This is a genomic window from Burkholderia sp. F1, assembly GCF_050813845.1.
Lineage (GTDB): Bacteria > Pseudomonadota > Gammaproteobacteria > Burkholderiales > Burkholderiaceae > Burkholderia > Burkholderia ubonensis.
Genome location: NZ_CP172421.1, coordinates 3566562 through 3582641 on the forward strand (window position 1 = coordinate 3566562; position 16080 = coordinate 3582641).

The 16080-nt window shown below is 67.8% G+C and carries 15 protein-coding genes; 3 read left to right on the forward strand and 12 right to left on the reverse strand.

Annotated features, from left to right (window positions below; translation table 11 throughout):
• Nucleotides 1–3: 3 nt before the first annotated feature.
• The 3 genes from ACFIMZ_RS16800 to ACFIMZ_RS16810 are packed head-to-tail and all read left to right on the forward strand — an operon-like array spanning nucleotide 4 to nucleotide 1635.
• Nucleotides 4–822 carry a beta-ketoacyl synthase chain length factor gene (locus ACFIMZ_RS16800; protein ID WP_431820490.1) on the forward strand — a complete coding sequence of 273 codons (819 nt, stop codon included), beginning with the start codon at nucleotides 4–6 and terminating at the stop codon, nucleotides 820–822.
• Entirely contained in the window at nucleotides 819–1310 is a 492-nt protein-coding gene (locus tag ACFIMZ_RS16805; RefSeq protein ID WP_431820491.1) for a hotdog family protein, read from the forward strand. Before ACFIMZ_RS16800 ends, ACFIMZ_RS16805 begins: the two co-directional genes overlap by 4 nt.
• A 22-nt stretch (nucleotides 1311–1332) precedes the next feature.
• Nucleotides 1333–1635 carry a hypothetical protein gene (locus tag ACFIMZ_RS16810; protein ID WP_431820492.1) on the forward strand — a complete coding sequence of 101 codons (303 nt, stop codon included), beginning with the start codon at nucleotides 1333–1335 and terminating at the stop codon, nucleotides 1633–1635.
• Nucleotides 1636–1683: 48 nt separating this feature from the next.
• Here the strand turns inward: ACFIMZ_RS16810 and ACFIMZ_RS16815 are convergent, their stop codons facing one another.
• The 12 genes from ACFIMZ_RS16815 to ACFIMZ_RS16870 form a co-directional block, all read right to left on the reverse strand.
• Nucleotides 1684–1878: a hypothetical protein gene (locus ACFIMZ_RS16815; RefSeq protein WP_431820493.1), complete on the reverse strand. Its 195-nt coding sequence runs from the start codon at nucleotides 1876–1878 to the stop codon at nucleotides 1684–1686.
• Between the two features lie 181 nt (nucleotides 1879–2059).
• Complete coding sequence (phbB, locus tag ACFIMZ_RS16820) at nucleotides 2060–2803, reverse strand: acetoacetyl-CoA reductase (RefSeq protein ID WP_431820494.1); 744 nt, start codon at nucleotides 2801–2803, stop codon at nucleotides 2060–2062.
• 223 nt (nucleotides 2804–3026) lie between these two features.
• Nucleotides 3027–4208: an acetyl-CoA C-acetyltransferase gene (locus ACFIMZ_RS16825; RefSeq protein ID WP_431820495.1), complete on the reverse strand. Its 1182-nt coding sequence runs from the start codon at nucleotides 4206–4208 to the stop codon at nucleotides 3027–3029.
• A 188-nt stretch (nucleotides 4209–4396) separates the two neighbouring features.
• Nucleotides 4397–4972, reverse strand: a complete 576-nt coding sequence (phaP, locus tag ACFIMZ_RS16830; protein ID WP_431820496.1) for a TIGR01841 family phasin — start codon at nucleotides 4970–4972, stop codon at nucleotides 4397–4399.
• A gap of 538 nt (nucleotides 4973–5510) precedes the next feature.
• Nucleotides 5511–6275 (reverse strand): ParA family protein, encoded by a 765-nt coding sequence (locus tag ACFIMZ_RS16835; protein WP_431820497.1) that lies wholly within the window; start codon nucleotides 6273–6275, stop codon nucleotides 5511–5513.
• 144 nt (nucleotides 6276–6419) lie between these two features.
• Complete coding sequence (locus ACFIMZ_RS16840; protein WP_431820498.1) at nucleotides 6420–7682, reverse strand: MFS transporter; 1263 nt, start codon at nucleotides 7680–7682, stop codon at nucleotides 6420–6422.
• Between the two features lie 15 nt (nucleotides 7683–7697).
• Nucleotides 7698–8483 carry a peptidylprolyl isomerase gene (locus ACFIMZ_RS16845; protein WP_431820499.1) on the reverse strand — a complete coding sequence of 262 codons (786 nt, stop codon included), beginning with the start codon at nucleotides 8481–8483 and terminating at the stop codon, nucleotides 7698–7700.
• Between the two features lie 12 nt (nucleotides 8484–8495).
• Entirely contained in the window at nucleotides 8496–9179 is a 684-nt protein-coding gene (gene narI / locus ACFIMZ_RS16850; protein WP_431820500.1) for a respiratory nitrate reductase subunit gamma, read from the reverse strand.
• A gap of 27 nt (nucleotides 9180–9206) precedes the next feature.
• Nucleotides 9207–9902: a nitrate reductase molybdenum cofactor assembly chaperone gene (gene narJ / locus ACFIMZ_RS16855; protein WP_431820501.1), complete on the reverse strand. Its 696-nt coding sequence runs from the start codon at nucleotides 9900–9902 to the stop codon at nucleotides 9207–9209.
• A complete protein-coding gene (narH, locus tag ACFIMZ_RS16860) occupies nucleotides 9902–11428 on the reverse strand; it encodes a nitrate reductase subunit beta (protein ID WP_431820502.1) in 1527 nt (508 codons plus the stop codon). Before narH ends, narJ begins: the two co-directional genes overlap by 1 nt.
• The gene (locus ACFIMZ_RS16865; protein WP_431820503.1) at nucleotides 11425–15192 is read right to left on the reverse strand and encodes a nitrate reductase subunit alpha; all 3768 of its coding nucleotides are present in this window, start codon (nucleotides 15190–15192) and stop codon (nucleotides 11425–11427) included. The genes narH and ACFIMZ_RS16865 overlap by 4 nt, the downstream gene beginning before the upstream one ends.
• Nucleotides 15193–15599: 407 nt before the next feature.
• Nucleotides 15600–16043, reverse strand: a complete 444-nt coding sequence (locus ACFIMZ_RS16870; RefSeq protein ID WP_431820504.1) for a hypothetical protein — start codon at nucleotides 16041–16043, stop codon at nucleotides 15600–15602.
• Between the last annotated feature and the right edge of the window lie 37 nt (nucleotides 16044–16080).

The following is a 16080-nucleotide window of genomic DNA, read 5'->3' on the forward strand; positions in this document are numbered from 1 at the left end:
GACATGACACTCAGCGCCTACATCGAGAGCATCGGCCTCATCGGGCCGGGATTGAACGACTGGCCGCACGCGGCCGACGTGCTCGCCGGCCGCGCGGCCTATGCGGGCGCGCGCACCGCGCTGCCGCCGCCGGCCGGCCTGCCGAGCGCCGAGCGGCGGCGCACCGGCCCCGTCGTGCGGGTCGCGCTCGCGGTCGGCCGCGAAGCGGTCGCCGCCAGCGGACGCGACGCCGCGACGCTCGCAACCGTGTTCAGCGCGTCCGGCGGCGACAGCCAGAACTGCCATGCGATCTGCGAAACGCTCGCGGGCGACGACCGGCTGCTGTCGCCGACGCGCTTCCACAATTCCGTGCACAACGCGCCGGCCGGCTACTGGAGCATCGCGACGGGCGCGACGGCCGCGTCGAACGTGCTGTGCGCGCATGACGGCAGCTTCGCCGCCGGGCTGCTCGAAAGCGTCTGCCAGGTCGCGGTCGATCGCGTGCCGTGCCTGCTGATCGCATACGACACCGACTATCCGGAGCCGCTGCGCGCGGTGCGGCCGATCGTCGATGCGTTCGGCGTCGCGCTCGTGCTCGCGCCCGAGGCTGGCGCGGCCACGCTCGCGCGCATCGACGTGCAGCTCACCGATGCGCCCGCGACGACGCTCGCGTCGCCCGCGCTCGAAGCGTTGCGCGTCGGCAATCCCGCCGCGCGCGCGCTGCCGCTGCTCGATGCGCTCGCCGCACCGCGCGCCACGCGCGTCGTGCTCGACTATCTGGCGGACCGGCGCGTGCAGGTCGACGTCATGCTGCCGGACGCATTCGCGGAGCCTGCGCGATGACAACCGTCGGCACGATGCGCGACCGCGCGTGGATCGCCGCGCACATTCCGCACGACGGCGCGATGTGCCTGCTCGACACGGTCGACTTCTGGGACGACGCGCGGATCCGCTGCACGGCGACGAGCCACCGCGATCCGCGCAACCCGCTGCGCGCGCACGGCCGGCTCGCGTCGGTCTGCGGGATCGAGTACGCGGCGCAGGCGATGGCCGTGCACGGCGCGCTCGTCGGCGCGCCGCGCGAGCGGCCGCGCGCCGGCTTTCTGGCAAGCGTGCGCGGCGTGGACGCGTTCGTCGAGCGCCTCGACACGTGCGACGCGCCGCTGACCGTCGAAGCCGAACGCGTCGGCGGCGACGACGTCACGGTGCTGTACGGCTTCACGCTTCGCTGCGGCGAGCGCGTGCTGCTGAGCGGCCGCGCCGCGGTGATGCTCGATGCGTCCGCGGCCGGTGCGCTTCGCCCGCCTGGCGGCGGCGCGGAGATTCGATGACAACGTTGGGAGGAATCTGGTTGTGAAAGGTCGTCAGTTCATTTTTGCCGCGCTCGTGTTCGCGACGGTTTGCCCGGCCGCGCACGCGGACCTGTCCGAGGTGAAGCAGGACATCAAGCGCGATTCGAAGGAAGCCGCGCACAAGACCGGCGAGGCCGCGCGCGGCTTCGGCCATGCAACGGCGAGCGCCGCGAAGACGGTCGGCCACGGCATCGCGCATGCTTCGCGCGAGGGTTGGGACGCGACCAAGCACGCATCGCGCGAAGGCTGGGACGCAACCAAGCGCACGACGAAGCGGGTGTTCCACAAGGACAGCAGCGACTGAGTACAGTCCGTGGCGACGCAGCGGCAGGCTGCGCCGCCACGTGGCCGCTCAGCCCGCCAGGCGCTTCGCCCTGACGCCGCGCAAGGCCGCCTTGCCGTATGCCGCACGCCAGCAGTCGCGATGATCGAAGTCGCGCAGCAAGCGCGCGCGGCGCCGCTCGAGCCAGTAGTGAACGATCGTCGCCGTCAGCGCGACGGCGAGCGCTGCCCCGCCGATCGCGAGCCCCATCGAGGTGTCACCCATGCCTGCTCCGGAATGTGAAGCCGCGGCGGCGCGCCGGGCGGGCGACGGCGAGCGGGCCGAGCGGGACGAGCGGGACGAGGCCCGCGTCCGTCATCGTCATCGCGCACGCGCACTGCCCCGGCGCTGGATACCGCTGGAGCACGACCCGGGCGCGCGACCGCGCGGCCCGGGCCGCCGCGCGTCAATGCATGTGCTGCCCGCCGTTGATCGCGATGTTGGAGCCGGTCACGAAGCCCGCCTCCTCGGAGCACAGGTACGCGACGAGCGCCGCGACCTCCTCGGGCTTGCCGAGCCGGCCGGCCGGAATCTGCGGCAGGATCTTGCTGTCGAGGACGTCCTGCGGAATCGCCGTCACCATCTTCGTCGCGAGATAGCCGGGCGACACGGTGTTCACCGTCACGCCCTTGCGCGCCACTTCCAGCGCGAGCGATTTCGTGAAGCCGTGCATGCCGGCCTTCGCGGCCGCGTAGTTGGTCTGGCCGACCGACCCCTTCGAGCCGTTGACCGACGAGATGTTGACGATCCGGCCCCAGCCGCGCTCGACCATCCCTTCGCACACCGGCTTGGTCATGTTGAACACGGAATCGAGGTTGGTGCGGATCACCGCGTCCCAGTTGACCTTGTCGAGCTTGCGGAACGTCATGTCGCGCGTGATGCCCGCGTTGTTCACCAGCACGTCGATCGGCCCGACGTCCTGCACGATCTTCGCCACGCATTGCTGGCACGAGTCGTGATCGGCCACGTCCACCGGATACGCTTTGAATTCGCGGCCCGCGGCGTGCATCTCGGTCAACCAGCGGTCGACGCCATTGTTGTTCGGCGAATACGTGACGACAACCCGGTAGCCCGCGTCGTGCAACCGGATGCTGATTGCCTCGCCGAGACCGCCCATTCCACCTGTCACAACCGCAATTCGCTTAGTCATCCTATAAAGTACCGACAAAAAGAGTAATCGATGATGTGGCGCGGCCGTTCGGTGCCGTTTGGGCGCCGTGTGCCTCCACATCGCTTCGATGCGCTGCACGCATCGTCGAATCGCGCGTTTTTGTTGTGAACTGCTTGTGCGGCGCGCATGCCGTCATGCGCCGCCGCGGTGCAGGCCTGCACCGCGGCGGCGCCTAGTCTCCGGAACCGCTGTCAGAAACCGCTCAACCGCGCTCGACCGCGAGCGCGACACCCATCCCGCCGCCGATGCACAGCGACGCCAGCCCGCGCTTCGCGTCGCGCTTGACCATCTCGTGCAGCAGCGTCACCAGGATCCGGCAGCCCGACGCCCCGATCGGATGCCCGATCGCGATCGCCCCGCCGTTCACGTTCACCTTCGACGTGTCCCAGCCCATCTGCTTGTGCACCGCCAGCGCCTGCGCCGCGAACGCCTCGTTGATCTCCATCAGGTCCAGGTCGCCCGGCGTCCAGCCCGCGCGCTCCAGGCACCGCCGCGATGCCGGCACCGGACCCATCCCCATCACGCTCGGGTCCACGCCCGCGTTCGCGTACGCCTTGATCCGCGCCAGCGGCGTCAGACCCAGCGCCGCCGCCTTCTGCGCCGACATCACCAGCACCGCCGCCGCGCCGTCGTTGAGCCCCGACGCGTTCGCCGCCGTCACCGTGCCTTCCTTCGCGAACGCCGGCTTCAGCCCCGCCAGCGCGTCCGCCGTCACGCCATGACGCACGAACTCGTCGGTCGCGAACTGCAGCGGCTCGCCCTTCTTCTGCGGGATCGACACCGGCACGATCTCGTCGTCGAAGCGGCCCGCCTTCTGCGCCGCTTCCGCCTTGTTCTGCGACAGCGCCGCGAATGCGTCCTGCTCCTCGCGCGTGATCCCGTATTCCTTCGCGACGTTCTCCGCCGTGATCCCCATGTGGTACTGGTTGTACACGTCCCACAGCCCGTCCACGATCATCGTGTCGACCAGCTTCGCGTCGCCCATCCGGAACCCGTCGCGCGAGCCCGGCAGCACGTGCGGCGCCGCGCTCATGTTCTCCTGCCCGCCCGCGATCACGATCTCCGCTTCGCCGGCAATGATCGCGTTCGCCGCCAGCATCACCGCCTTCAGGCCCGACCCGCACACCTTGTTGATCGTCATCCCCGGCACCGCGCTCGGCAGCCCGGCCTTGATCAGCGACTGCCGCGCCGGGTTCTGGCCCGAGCCGGCCGCCAGCACCTGGCCCATGATCACTTCGCTCACCTGCTCCGGCTTCACGCCGGCGCGCTCCAGCACCGCCCGGATCACCGTCGCGCCCAGCTCCGGCGCCGCGATCTTCGCGAGCGTGCCGCCGAATTTGCCGACCGCGGTCCGCGCGGCCGATACGATCACTACGTCCGTCATGTTCGATTCCTGCATCAGAGTCGCATTGCTGTTGTGCCGCCGGCCAGCGCCGGTCCGGCATCGGTTGCCGCACGACCGCTACGCGGCACGGCGGCTCGCGAACATCGCAGCCAAACGTCGCGTGGCACACGCGGCGTCCGGCGGCGGGTCGCGTCGATCGATGCGTCGCGCGAACGCGCGACGCGAGCTCAGGCCGCCGTTTCGCGCGCGCCCGCATCCTTGCGTGCGCCCGCCGCCGCCTTGCCGTTGCGCGCGGACGCGCCGACCGCGTCGAGGCCGCTTTGCGCCGCCTCGATCACCTGGCCCGTCGCCGCGCGCACCGATTCCGCCGCCGCGGTGGCCGCGGACAGCGCCGTGTTGAAGGCGGCGACCACCGGAGCCGTGCCGGCCGGCGCGTGCTTCGTCAGCTCGCTGATCACGTCCTTCAGGCGCTTGTCGTTCTGCTCGTACTGCGCTTGCGCGACCTTCGCCCACTCGGCCTGGGTCGCCGTCGCGATGTCGAGCAGATGGCGGCCATACGACGCCGCCTTGGTGACCGTCTGCTGCGACGCGCCCAGTTGATGCGTGATGAAGTCGGCGGGGCTGGCGCCGCCGAATGCGCCCCTCAGGCTGTCTTCGTATTCCGTCAGCGCCGTCTTGGTCGCCTGCAGGTTGAGGTCGACCACGGCCTCGAAACCGCGCAGCGCCGGATGGGCGACGGCAAACCAGGCAGCGACGCCGGATTGGTAATCGGCAATAAACTTCTCGGGGGCAAAAAAGGACATCGGGCACGCTCCTGTTTACAATGCGAGAGTTTGTGTAGGAAATAACGGATGCCGAACATTTCGTTCGGTTTCTTATTTATCGCACATCATACATTAATTGCGCGAAGTTTAGAGTGTCCACTCTACGACAATTAATTGTCAATCGAATGGCATCAATGCTACGTATAAACCCTAATTCGTAAACAGCCGCACCAATCGGGTCGGGCGGCAATTTATTTCAGGGACATGTCGCAAAGGCCCACCTGAAAACGATTTTCACATTCTTACTTCTTTTTTGCCGAACCGGCGGGAAAGTTTTACACGCCTATTATTATGACGAATGAAAATTAGTGCGCGTTTATAGATGGATCATTTATTGGTGAATTGCGGCGAATGAAATCGTTTTTCCTGATTTTCATCAAAATCGTTTTCACGATTATTTTCAAGATACAGGAATAAGGCCGGACGCATGGTCCCGGCAGCGAGAAATGGCGAGGGCGGGCGCCGCGCACGCGTGCGCGGGCGTGGATGGCGGTGATTCGGGCAGCGCGCGCCGGCGTCAGCCGGCCAGTTCCTGGTGCAGCGCGCGGAATTCCTGCGCGAGCTTGTGCCCCGGTTCGAGATGAATGACCGGGGTCGCACGCTGATGCGACTCACGGATCTTCACCGACGACGACAGCCGCGACGCGAGCACGGGCAGCCCTTCGCCGACGAGTTCGTCGACGAGCTGCTGCGGCAGGCTCGCGCGCGGCTGGAACTGGTTGATCACGATCCCTTCGACCTCGAGCCCCGCGTTGTGGTCCTGCTGGATCTCCTTCACGTTCTCGAGCAGCGTGTACAGCGCGCGGCGCGAGAAGTCGTCGCAGTCGAACGGGATCAGGCAGCGCTCGACCGCGATCAGCGCGGACCGCGTGTAGAAATTGAGCGCGGGCGGCGTGTCGATGTAGACCGCGTCGTACGCGTCGAGCTCGTTCAGCGCGTCGCGCAGCTTGTAGATCTTGTAGCGGGATTCGAGCTTGCCGTGCAGCGCATCGAGATCCGGATGCGCGGGCATCACGTCGAGGTTCTCGAACGGGGTCGGATGAATGTACGACGCGGCGTCGACCGGCCGGAAGTTGAACGTCAGCGCGGTTTCGAAGAAGTCGGCGACGGTCGGCGCGGTGTCTTCGGCGCGCTCGCCGAGCAGGTACTGGGTCGAGTTCGCCTGCGCGTCCAGGTCGATCACCAGCGTGCGCAGCCCTTCGCTCGCGCTGATCGCGGCGAGATTACAGACGATCGTCGATTTGCCTACGCCGCCCTTCTGGTTGAACACGACACGCCGCATGGTCCCCTCTCGATCGAAGCGCCAAAGGATGCAGCATAGCCGAACATTCGTGGCGGCGTCGTGACGTGACACAAACGCACCGGCCGCGACGAAGCGCGGCCGGTGCGGGAAAAACGGTGCGCGATCGTCGCGCCGTCGACGTCGTCAAGCGACGATCGGCTTGCGGCGCACTTCCGACAGGTAGATCAGGATCAGCGACACCCAGACGATCCCGTACAGGAACATGAAGCAGGTGGTCCGCACGCGCAGCAGGTCGAGCAGCATGCCGAACAGGATCGGCAGCAGGAACCCGCCGAGGCCGCCCGCGAGCCCGACGATGCCGGTCACGACGCCCATGTTGTCCGGGAAATCGTCGGCGACGTACTTGAAGGTCGACGCCATCCCGAGCGCGAACACCGCGCCGAGCACGAACGCGATCGCGACGAAGCCGGCGAGCGGCATCGCGAGATGCAGCGATGCGGTGCCGTCGATCGTGTGGATCACGAAGTCGGTCGCCGGATACGACAGCACGAACAGGCAGATCCACGCGACCCACAGGCCCCACCACGTGACCGCGTGCGCGCCGAAGCGGTCCGCGAGCGCGCCGCCGAGCGCGCGCAGCACCGAGCCCGGCAGCGAGAAGCCGGCGGCGAACGCCGACGCCGCGACGAGCGTCATCCCGTATTCGGCCATCAGGTACTGAGGAATCCACAGCGACAGCGCGGTGAAGCCGCCGAACGTGATCGAGTAGTACTGGCACAACCGCCACACGCGCCGGTCGCGCAGCACCTTGAACGAATCGAGCCACGAGCCGCCCTTCCTGCCCGCGCCCGGATCGGGCGCCGACGCGAGCCAGAAGATCACCGCCGTGACGAGCAGCGCGACCGCATAGACGCGCGGCACGACGCGCCAGCCGTACGCGGAGAGCAGCAGCGGCGTGACGAACAGGTTGACTGCGGCGCCGGACGTGCCCGCACCGAACACGCCCATCGCCAGACCGCGCCGCTGCGGCGGGAAGAAGCGCGCGACGTACGGCGTGCCGACCGCGAACGACGCGCCGACGCAGCCGAGGAACAGGCCGATCACGAGGAACTGCCAGAGCTGCGTCGCATAGCTGACGATGTAGACTGGCACCGCGCAGACGACGAGCAGCACCGTCATCACGATGCGGCCGCCGAAGCGGTCGGTCCAGGTGCCGAGCGGCAGGCGCATCAGCGCGCCGGTGAGAACGGGCGTCGACGTCAGCAGCCCGAACTCCGTGCCGTTCAGGCCGAGATCGGTGCGCAACTGCACGCCGAGCACGCCGAACATCATCCACACGACGAAGCACACCATGAACGCGAGCGTGCTCGCGGCGAGCACCGACCACGCGCGCAACGGCACCGCCTGCGCATTCGCGAGCGCGCCGGTATTACTGTGAGTTGCCATTCATCACACTCCGTTTCATTGAACGAGCGGGCCGTTCGCGCCGTCGAGCGCGATGCCTTCGACGCGCGCGCCGCCCGCGAGAATCGCCACGTACTGCCGCATCGCGTTGCGCCGCACGCGTTCCGCGAGAAACGAGGCGATGCGCGTGTCGACCTCGTCGAACGGCACGGCCTCGCCGGCCACGCGGCGCTCGACGCGCACGATGTGAAAGCCGTAGCGCGTGTTGACGAGGCGCGGCAGCACGCCGAGCGCATCCGAGTCGAACAGCGCCGCCTCGAATTCGGGCGCCGAGTCGCCGCGCAACAGTTGCCCGAGGCTGCCGCCCACCGTCGCCGACGGGCAGTTCGACGACGCCCGGGCGACCGCCTCGAACGTCTCCGGCGCCGCGAGCACGCCCGCCAGCGCGGCTTCCGCGCGGCCGCGCAGCGGCGCGAGCGGCACGCGGTCCGTCACCGCGAACAGGATGTGGCTCGCGTAGACGATGTCGTTGCGCCGGAACCGCGCGGGGTGCTGCGCGTAATAGCGTTCGCGGTCCGCGCGATCGGGCTGCGGCACGTGCGTCAGCTCGCATTCGAGCAGCGCGTCGAGCGTGGCATCGTCGAGCGGCGCGCCGTCGGCGGCCAGCCCGAGCGCGACCGCGCGCTGGCGCAGCAGTTCGCGCACGACGAGCGCACGCCGCGCGGCGTCGAGCGGGTCCGGCGCATCGCCGTGATGCGCGCGCTCGGCCTCGATCGCGGCGTCACCGATCGCGATGCCGTTGACGCTCAGCGGCGGCGTCAGGGCCTCCGATACAGCATTCATGTGGCTTCTCCCTCAGCGCTTGCGCACGAGCTGATACGGCCGGATCAGGTACGCGACCGACGCGATCCCGCTCCAGATGTGCACCATCCGCGTGAACGGCGACACGAGGAAGATCGTGAAGCCGAGCAGGATGTGCAGCCGGTAGGTCAGCGGCACGCCGGCGAGCAGGCTCGCGAGGTCCGGCCGGAACGTGACGACGCCCTTCACGTAGTCGGTGAGCTGCTCGAACATCGCGCCGTCCATGTGGCGCGTCGACAGCACGACGGTGCCGAGCCCGAGCGCGAGCTGCACCCACAGCATCAGCACGATCAGGAGGTCCGACTTGCGGCTGTTGCGCCGGATGCGTGGATCGCCGAGCCGCCGCGCGATCAGGATCGTCAGGCCGATGATCCCCGCGACGCCGGCCGCGCCGCCCGCGATCATCGCGACGAGCTGGTGCCCCGACGCCGACAGGAACGGCGACACGAGCCAGTGCGGCGCGAGGAAGCCCGCGAAGTGCCCGAGCACGACGACGAGCACGCCCCAGTGGAACAGGTTGCTGCCGAGCCGCAGCGCGCCGTGCCGCAGCAGCTGCGACGAATCGCTCTTCCACGTGTACTGCTCGCGGTCGAAGCGGATCAGGCTGCCGACCAGCAGCACGGCAAGACAGATGTACGGATAGAGTCCGAACAGGAATTGATGCAGGTAGTCGTTCATGGCTTTCCCCTGTTGATCCGGACGCGCCTATGCGCGCCGGGCGGGCCGTTGGTCGTAGAAGCGCACCGGCTCCTCGGCGGGCGTGGCCGCGCCGACGAAGCGCACCGCCTCGTCCGCATACGCGGCGTCGAGCGCGCGGTAGTCGGAGGCGCTCGGCCGTTCGGCCGCCGCGTCGTCGTCCGGCTCGGCGGGCGCATCGACCGGCGCAACGCCGGCGAGCGACAGCAGCGCGCCGACGACGAACCCGTAATGGCTGCCGCGCTTCGCGAGCTGCGCGGCGAGCGCGCGCAGGATCTCGCCCGTCTCGCCGAGCAGGCTGCGCGCGTCCGGCGCGGGCAGCCGCGACAGGTACTCGAGCAGCACCGGCAGGTGATCGGGCAGCTCGCCGGGCTGCAGGTACAGGCCGTGCCGCTCGTACATCTGCAGCAGGTCGACCATCGCCTGGCCGCGATCGCGCGATTCGCCGTGCACGTGCTCGAACAGATGCAGCGACGTCGCGCGGCCGCGATCGAACAGCGCGACGTAGTTTTCCTGCAGCGCCAGCAGGTCGCGCTCGCGCAGGTACGCGAAGAACCGTTCGAGCCCGGCGCGCGCCGGCTTCGGCAACTGCGCGTGGTCGCGCAGGTGCGCGTCGATCGAATCCAGCACATCGAGCAGCGCGTCGTCGGGATAGTCGAGCAGCGCGGACAGCGCCGCGTAGGTCGGATCGGTTGCCGCATTCATCAGGATGCCTCCCGGATCGGAATCGTCTTCCTGCCCTTTACCGGGCTGAACAGGCTCGCCTCCGACCGGCCGTCCGAGCAGCCGTTGCCGAACGAGAAGCCGCACGACGCGCGCAGGTCGTAGGCGTCCTCCGCGTATTCGCGATGCGTGGTCGGGACCACGAAACGGTCCTCGTAGTTCGCGATCGCGAGATAGCGGTACATCTCCTCGACCTGCGCAAGCGACAGGCCGACCTGGTCCAGCACGCCCGGCGCATCGACGCCGTCGACGTGGCGCGCGCGCATGAAGCCGCGCATCGCGAGCAGCCGTTCGAGCGCGAGCTTCACCGGCGCCTCGTCGCCCGCCGTCAGCAGGTTCGCGAGGTAGCGCAGCGGAATCCGCAGCGACTCGACGTTCGGCAGCCAGCCGTTCATCCCGAGCGCGCCGCTGTTCGCGGCCGAGTTGATCGGCGACAGCGGCGGCACGTACCAGACCATCGGCAGCGTCCGGTATTCCGGATGCAGCGGGAACGCGATCTTCCAGTCGATCGCCATCTTGTACGCCGGCGAGCGCCGCGCGGCGTCGAGCCATGCGGCCGGCACGCCGTCGCGTTCCGCCTGCGCGATCACCGCGGGATCGTGCGGATCGAGGAACAGCGACAGTTGCGACTCGTACAGGTCGGTTTCCTGCTCGACGCTCGCCGCTTCGCCAATCCGGTCCGCGTCGTACAGCAGCACGCCGAGATAGCGGATGCGCCCGACGCAGGTTTCCGAACACACGGTCGGCTGGCCGGCCTCGATGCGCGGATAGCAGAAGATGCACTTCTCCGCCTTGCCGCTCTGCCAGTTGTAGTAGATCTTCTTGTACGGGCATCCGGACACGCACATCCGCCAGCCGCGGCACTTGTCCTGGTCGATCAGCACGATGCCGTCTTCCTCGCGCTTGTAGATCGAGCCGGACGGGCACGACGCGACGCACGCCGGATTCAGGCAGTGCTCGCACAGGCGCGGCAGGTACATCATGAAGGTGTTCTCGAACTGCCCGTAGATCTCCTTCTGCACCGCGTCGAAGTTGGCGTCCTTCGCGCGCTTCTCGAATTCGCCGCCGAGGATTTCCTCCCAGTTCGGGCCCCATTCGATCTTCTCGAGCCGCTGGCCGCTCACCAGCGAGCGCGGCCGTGCGACCGGCATCGCGCGCGCGTCGCCGGCTTCCTGCAGGTGCGCGTAGTCGAACGTGAACGGCTCGTAGTAGTCGTCGATCTCGGGCAGGTGCGGGTTCGCGAAGATCTGCGCGAGCAGCCGCCACTTGCTGCCGAGCCGCGGCTCGATCCTGCCGTCGGCGCGCCGCGTCCAGCCGCCGCGCCAGCGCTCCTGGTTCTCCCAGTCCTTCGGATAGCCGATGCCCGGCTTCGTCTCGACGTTGTTGAACCACGCGTATTCCATCCCGGCGCGGCTCGTCCACACGTTCTTGCAGGTCACCGAGCAGGTATGGCAGCCGATGCACTTGTCGAGGTTCAGCACCATCGCGATCTGTGCGCGTACCTTCATGACGTTTCTCCCACGCGAACGTTCGCTGTTGCAGCGCCGTCGGCTTCGCCGTCGAGCCAGTCGATCCTGTTCATCTTCCGCACGATCAGGAACTCGTCGCGATTCGAGCCGACCGTCCCGTAGTAATTGAAGCCGTACGACAGCTGCGCGTAGCCGCCGATCATGTGCGTCGGCTTGAGCGCGACGCGCGTCACCGAGTTGTGGATGCCGCCGCGCGTGCCGGTGATCTCCGAGCCCGGTGTGTTCACGATCTTCTCCTGCGCGTGATACATCATCACCATCCCGGCCGGAATCCGCTGGCTCACGACCGCCCGCGCGCACAGCGCGCCGTTCGAATTGAAGCACTCGATCCAGTCGTTATCGGCGATGCCGATCGCCTTCGCGTCATCCTCCGACATCCACACGATCGGCCCGCCGCGCGACAGCGTCAGCATCAGCAGGTTGTCCGTGTACGTGCTGTGGATCCCCCACTTCTGGTGCGGCGTGAGGAAGTTGAGCACGCGCTCCGGGTTGCCGTTCGAGCGCTTGCCGAGCATGTGCGCGTAGCTGCCCGTGTCGATCGGCGGCTTGTACACGCACAGCGATTCGCCGAACGCGCGCATCCACGGATGGTCCTGGTACAGCTGCTGGCGGCCCGACAGCGTGCGCCACGGCACGAGTTCGTGCACGTTCACGTAGCCGGCGTTGTACGACACGTGCTCCGATTCGATCCCGCTCCAGGTCGGCGACGAGATGATCTTGCGCGGCTGCGCCTGGATGTCGCGGAAGCGGATCTTCTCGTCCGCGCGCGCGGCGGCTAGATGCGTGTGGTCGATGCCCGTGATCCCCGACAGCGCGCGCCATGCCTTCACCGCGACTTCGCCGTTGGTTTCCGGCGCGAGCGACAGGATCACCTCGGCCGCGTCGAGCGCCGTGTCGATGCGCGGCCGGCCCTGCGTCGCGCCGTCTTCACTGACGCGATAGTTCAGCTCGCCGAGCAGCTTCACCTCGGCCTTCGTATCCCAGCCGATCCCCTTGCCGCTGTTGCCGAGCTTGTCCATCAACGGCCCCAGCGACGTGAAGCGGCGGTAGGTGTTCGGGTAGTCGCGCTCGACCACCGTCACCGCCGGCATCGTGCGGCCCGGAACCGGCTCGCACTCGCCGCGCTTCCAGTCGCGCACGTCGAACGGCTGCGCGAGCTCGGCCGGCGTGTCGTGCGCGATCGGCGCGAGCACGACGTCGCGCTCGACGCCGAGATGCCCGTCGCACAGTTCCGAGAAGCGCTTCGCGATCCCCTTGAAGATCTCCCAGTCGCTCTTCGACTGCCACGCCGGATCGACCGCGGCCGACAGCGGATGGATGAACGGATGCATGTCGGACGTGTTCATGTCGTCCTTCTCGTACCACGTCGCGGTCGGCAGCACGACGTCCGAGTACATGCAGGTCGTCGACATCCGGAAGTCGAGCGTGACGAGCAGGTCGAGCTTGCCGCGCGGCGCGTCGTCGCGCCATGCGACCTCTTCCGGACGCGCCCCGCCCGTCGCGCCGAGATCGTCGCCCTGCACGCCATGTGTCGTGCCGAGCAGGTGCTTCAGGAAATATTCATGCCCTTTGCCGGACGAGCCGAGCAGGTTCGAGCGCCACACGAACAGGTTGCGCGGGAAGTTCTCCGGCGCGTCGGGGTCCTCGCACGCCATCTTCAGCGCGCCCGACTTGAATTGCCGCGCGACGTCGGCGCCCGCGTGCGCCGGGTCGGCGAGCTGCGCGCCGACCCGCAGCGGGTTCGTGCCGAGCTGCGGCGCGGACGGCAGCCAGCCCATCCGCTCCGCGCGCACGTTGTAGTCGATCGGCGAACCATGGAACTGCGTCTTGTCCGCGAGCGGCGACAGCAACGCGGTCGGGTCCATCGTGTCGTAGCGCCATTGGTCCGTATGCGCGTAGAAGAACGACGTCGCGTTCATCTGCCGCGGCGGGCGGTTCCAGTCGAGCGCGAACGCGAGCGCGGTCCAGCCCGTCTGCGGGCGCAGCTTCTCCTGCCCGACGTAGTGCGACCAGCCGCCGCCCGGCTTGCCGACGCAGCCGCACATGATCAGCATGTTGATGATCGCGCGGTACGACATGTCCATGTGGAACCAGTGGTTGATCCCCGCTCCGATGATCACCATCGACTTGCCCTGCGTCTTGTGCGCGTTCTCCGCGAACTGCCGCGCGACCGAGATCACGTCGGCGCGCTTCACGCCGGTAATCGCCTCCTGCCACGCGGGCGTGTACGGCAGGTCGTCGTCGTAGCTCGTCGCGACGTCGCGCCCGCCCAGGCCCTGGTCGAGCCCGTAGTTCGCGACGAACAGGTCGTAGACGGTCGCGACCAGCATCTCGCCGTCGCGCGTCGCGACGCGGCGCACGCCGATCCGGCGCGACAGCTCCGACTGGTGCGGCGTGTGGTTGAAGTGCGCGTGCGGCTGGTTGCCGAAGTAAGGGAACAGCACGTCGACCACCTCGTCGTGCGCGGCCGTGCACGACAGCCGCGGCGCGAGCGCCGCGCCCTTCGACGTCTCGGCGCGCAGGTTCCACTTGCCCTTGTCGGCGTCGTCCTGCTGCCCCCAGCGAAACCCGGCCGAGCCGACCGGCACGACGAATTCGCCGGTCGCGTCGTCGATCATCACGCTCTTCCATTCCGGCAGCGCGGCCTCGCCGAGCGCGCCGTCGAAATCGGACGCGCGCACGAGCCGCTCGGGTACGTAGCCGTCGCCGTGCGGGACGAGCCGCACGAGGCACGGCATGTCGGTGTAGCGCTTGCAGTAGTCGACGAAGTAGTCGCTCTGCCCGGCGAGGTGAAATTCCTTGAGGATCACGTGCCCCATCGCGAGCGCGAGCGCCGCGTCGGTGCCCTGCTTCGGATGCAGCCATAGATCGCCGAACTTCGCGCCTTCCGAGTAATCGGGGAACACCGACACGACCTTCGTGCCGCGATAGCGCGCCTCGACGAGGAAGTGCGCGTCCGGCGTGCGGGTCTGCGGGACATTGGAGCCCCACATCATGATGAACGTCGAGTTGTACCAGTCGGCCGATTCGGGCACGTCGGTCTGCTCGCCCCAGGTCTGCGGCGACGCGGGCGGCAGGTCGCAATACCAGTCGTAGAAGCTGAGGCACACGCCGCCGATCAGCGACAGGTAGCGCGAGCCGGCCGCGTACGACACCATCGACATCGCCGGGATCGGCGAGAAGCCGACGACGCGGTCGGGGCCGTGCCGCTTCACCGTGTAAACGTTTGCGGCGGCGACGATCTCGTTGACTTCGTCCCAGCTCGCGCGCACGAACCCGCCGAGCCCGCGCCGGCTCTGGTACGAACGCCGCGCGTCGTCGTCCTCGACGATCGCGCGCCACGCATCGACGGCGCCAAGCGTCTTGCGGCGCTCGCGCCACAGCTTCACGAGCGCGCTGCGCACGAGCGGATGCTTGAGACGGTTCGCGCTGTACAGGTACCACGAGTACGACGCGCCTCGCGAGCAGCCGCGCGGCTCATGGTTCGGCATGTCGGCGCGCGTGCGCGGATAGTCGGTCTGCTGGGTCTCCCACGTGACGATGCCGCCCTTCACGTAGACCTTCCACGAGCACGAGCCCGTGCAGTTCACGCCATGCGTCGACCGGACGATCTTGTCGTGCTGCCAGCGTTTTCGATAGCCGTCCTCCCATTTCCGGTCCTCGTCGGTGACGACGCCGTGTCCATCGGAGTACTGAGTTCTTGTGGTCGTGAAGTAACGCAGCCGGTCAAGGAAATGGCTCATGGGGATCTCGTTTTCCGGTCTTTTCGGCAGACCCTGGTCATTTGAAGAAGTCGAATCGCCGCCTTAAAGGCGAATTCATTCTGCATCTTTTACGTCGTGCGTTTCGATGCGGTGTACTGACAGGTCGATTATTGCGGGCCTCGGACGGGCAGATGTTGATCCAGGTCAGGCCGGACGGCGCGGCATCCGTCATGTCGTGGATCAACCCGCCCGGCGCGCCGGCTTCTCGTCAGTATCGGTGCGCAACATGACGGAATCGTTGCGCATCGATCGCGATCATCGCGGATTGCGAATGGGTCCGCGCCGGAACGGATCACGCGTTTCTTGCTTCAGATCAAGAAACAGGGCAATGAATTGAGCACGAATCCGAAGTCATGGTGTAGACCGCACACCGGCGCGCATCGGGCTTACACGTCGACCCACGCGCCGCCCTGCCGATACTGGATGGCCCCGTTGTGCATCCGCACTCGCAGGTTGCCGTCGGGCAACTGTACCCAGTCCAGGATATTCAGCTGCTGCATCAGCCCGACGAAGAAGTTTCGCACCTGGGCCGACGCGTTGTTCTGCCAGATGTCGATCCGCCCGAGGCATGCAAGCTGGTTGCCGTTCGCCTGCATGATCGCGCCGACCTGTCCGGCGACGTTCGACGCCGGATCGTAGACGGGCGTGCCGTCGGCGCTGACGATCGACAGGTGGATCGCGCGCACCGAAAGCGGCTGGCCGGGCGTTTCCTCGACCAGCGCGATGCAGCTCGTCATCGCGCCGAAATCGATCTCCGCCGCGTCTCCCCAGACGCGTTCGCCCACCGGCAGCGGCGCGAGGCCTTGTACGTGCTGAAGGATGTAGGGCATGTTTTCCTCGCGTGAGTTGAACGGACTTCGGAAATGA

What these genes read in the sequence shown, in the direction of transcription:
- ACFIMZ_RS16800 (WP_431820490.1), top strand. Translation starts at nt 4, where the DNA reads ATGACACTCAGCGCCTACATCGAGAGCATCGGCCTCATCGGGCCGGGA.
- ACFIMZ_RS16805 (WP_431820491.1), top strand. Translation starts at nt 819, where the DNA reads ATGACAACCGTCGGCACGATGCGCGACCGCGCGTGGATCGCCGCGCAC.
- ACFIMZ_RS16815 (WP_431820493.1), bottom strand. Translation starts at nt 1,878, where the DNA reads ATGGGTGACACCTCGATGGGGCTCGCGATCGGCGGGGCAGCGCTCGCC.
- phbB (WP_431820494.1), bottom strand. Translation starts at nt 2,803, where the DNA reads ATGACTAAGCGAATTGCGGTTGTGACAGGTGGAATGGGCGGTCTCGGC.
- ACFIMZ_RS16825 (WP_431820495.1), bottom strand. Translation starts at nt 4,208, where the DNA reads ATGACGGACGTAGTGATCGTATCGGCCGCGCGGACCGCGGTCGGCAAA.
- phaP (WP_431820496.1), bottom strand. Translation starts at nt 4,972, where the DNA reads ATGTCCTTTTTTGCCCCCGAGAAGTTTATTGCCGATTACCAATCCGGC.
- ACFIMZ_RS16835 (WP_431820497.1), bottom strand. Translation starts at nt 6,275, where the DNA reads ATGCGGCGTGTCGTGTTCAACCAGAAGGGCGGCGTAGGCAAATCGACG.
- ACFIMZ_RS16840 (WP_431820498.1), bottom strand. Translation starts at nt 7,682, where the DNA reads ATGGCAACTCACAGTAATACCGGCGCGCTCGCGAATGCGCAGGCGGTG.
- ACFIMZ_RS16845 (WP_431820499.1), bottom strand. Translation starts at nt 8,483, where the DNA reads ATGAATGCTGTATCGGAGGCCCTGACGCCGCCGCTGAGCGTCAACGGC.
- narI (WP_431820500.1), bottom strand. Translation starts at nt 9,179, where the DNA reads ATGAACGACTACCTGCATCAATTCCTGTTCGGACTCTATCCGTACATC.
- narJ (WP_431820501.1), bottom strand. Translation starts at nt 9,902, where the DNA reads ATGAATGCGGCAACCGATCCGACCTACGCGGCGCTGTCCGCGCTGCTC.
- narH (WP_431820502.1), bottom strand. Translation starts at nt 11,428, where the DNA reads ATGAAGGTACGCGCACAGATCGCGATGGTGCTGAACCTCGACAAGTGC.
- ACFIMZ_RS16865 (WP_431820503.1), bottom strand. Translation starts at nt 15,192, where the DNA reads ATGAGCCATTTCCTTGACCGGCTGCGTTACTTCACGACCACAAGAACT.
- ACFIMZ_RS16870 (WP_431820504.1), bottom strand. Translation starts at nt 16,043, where the DNA reads ATGCCCTACATCCTTCAGCACGTACAAGGCCTCGCGCCGCTGCCGGTG.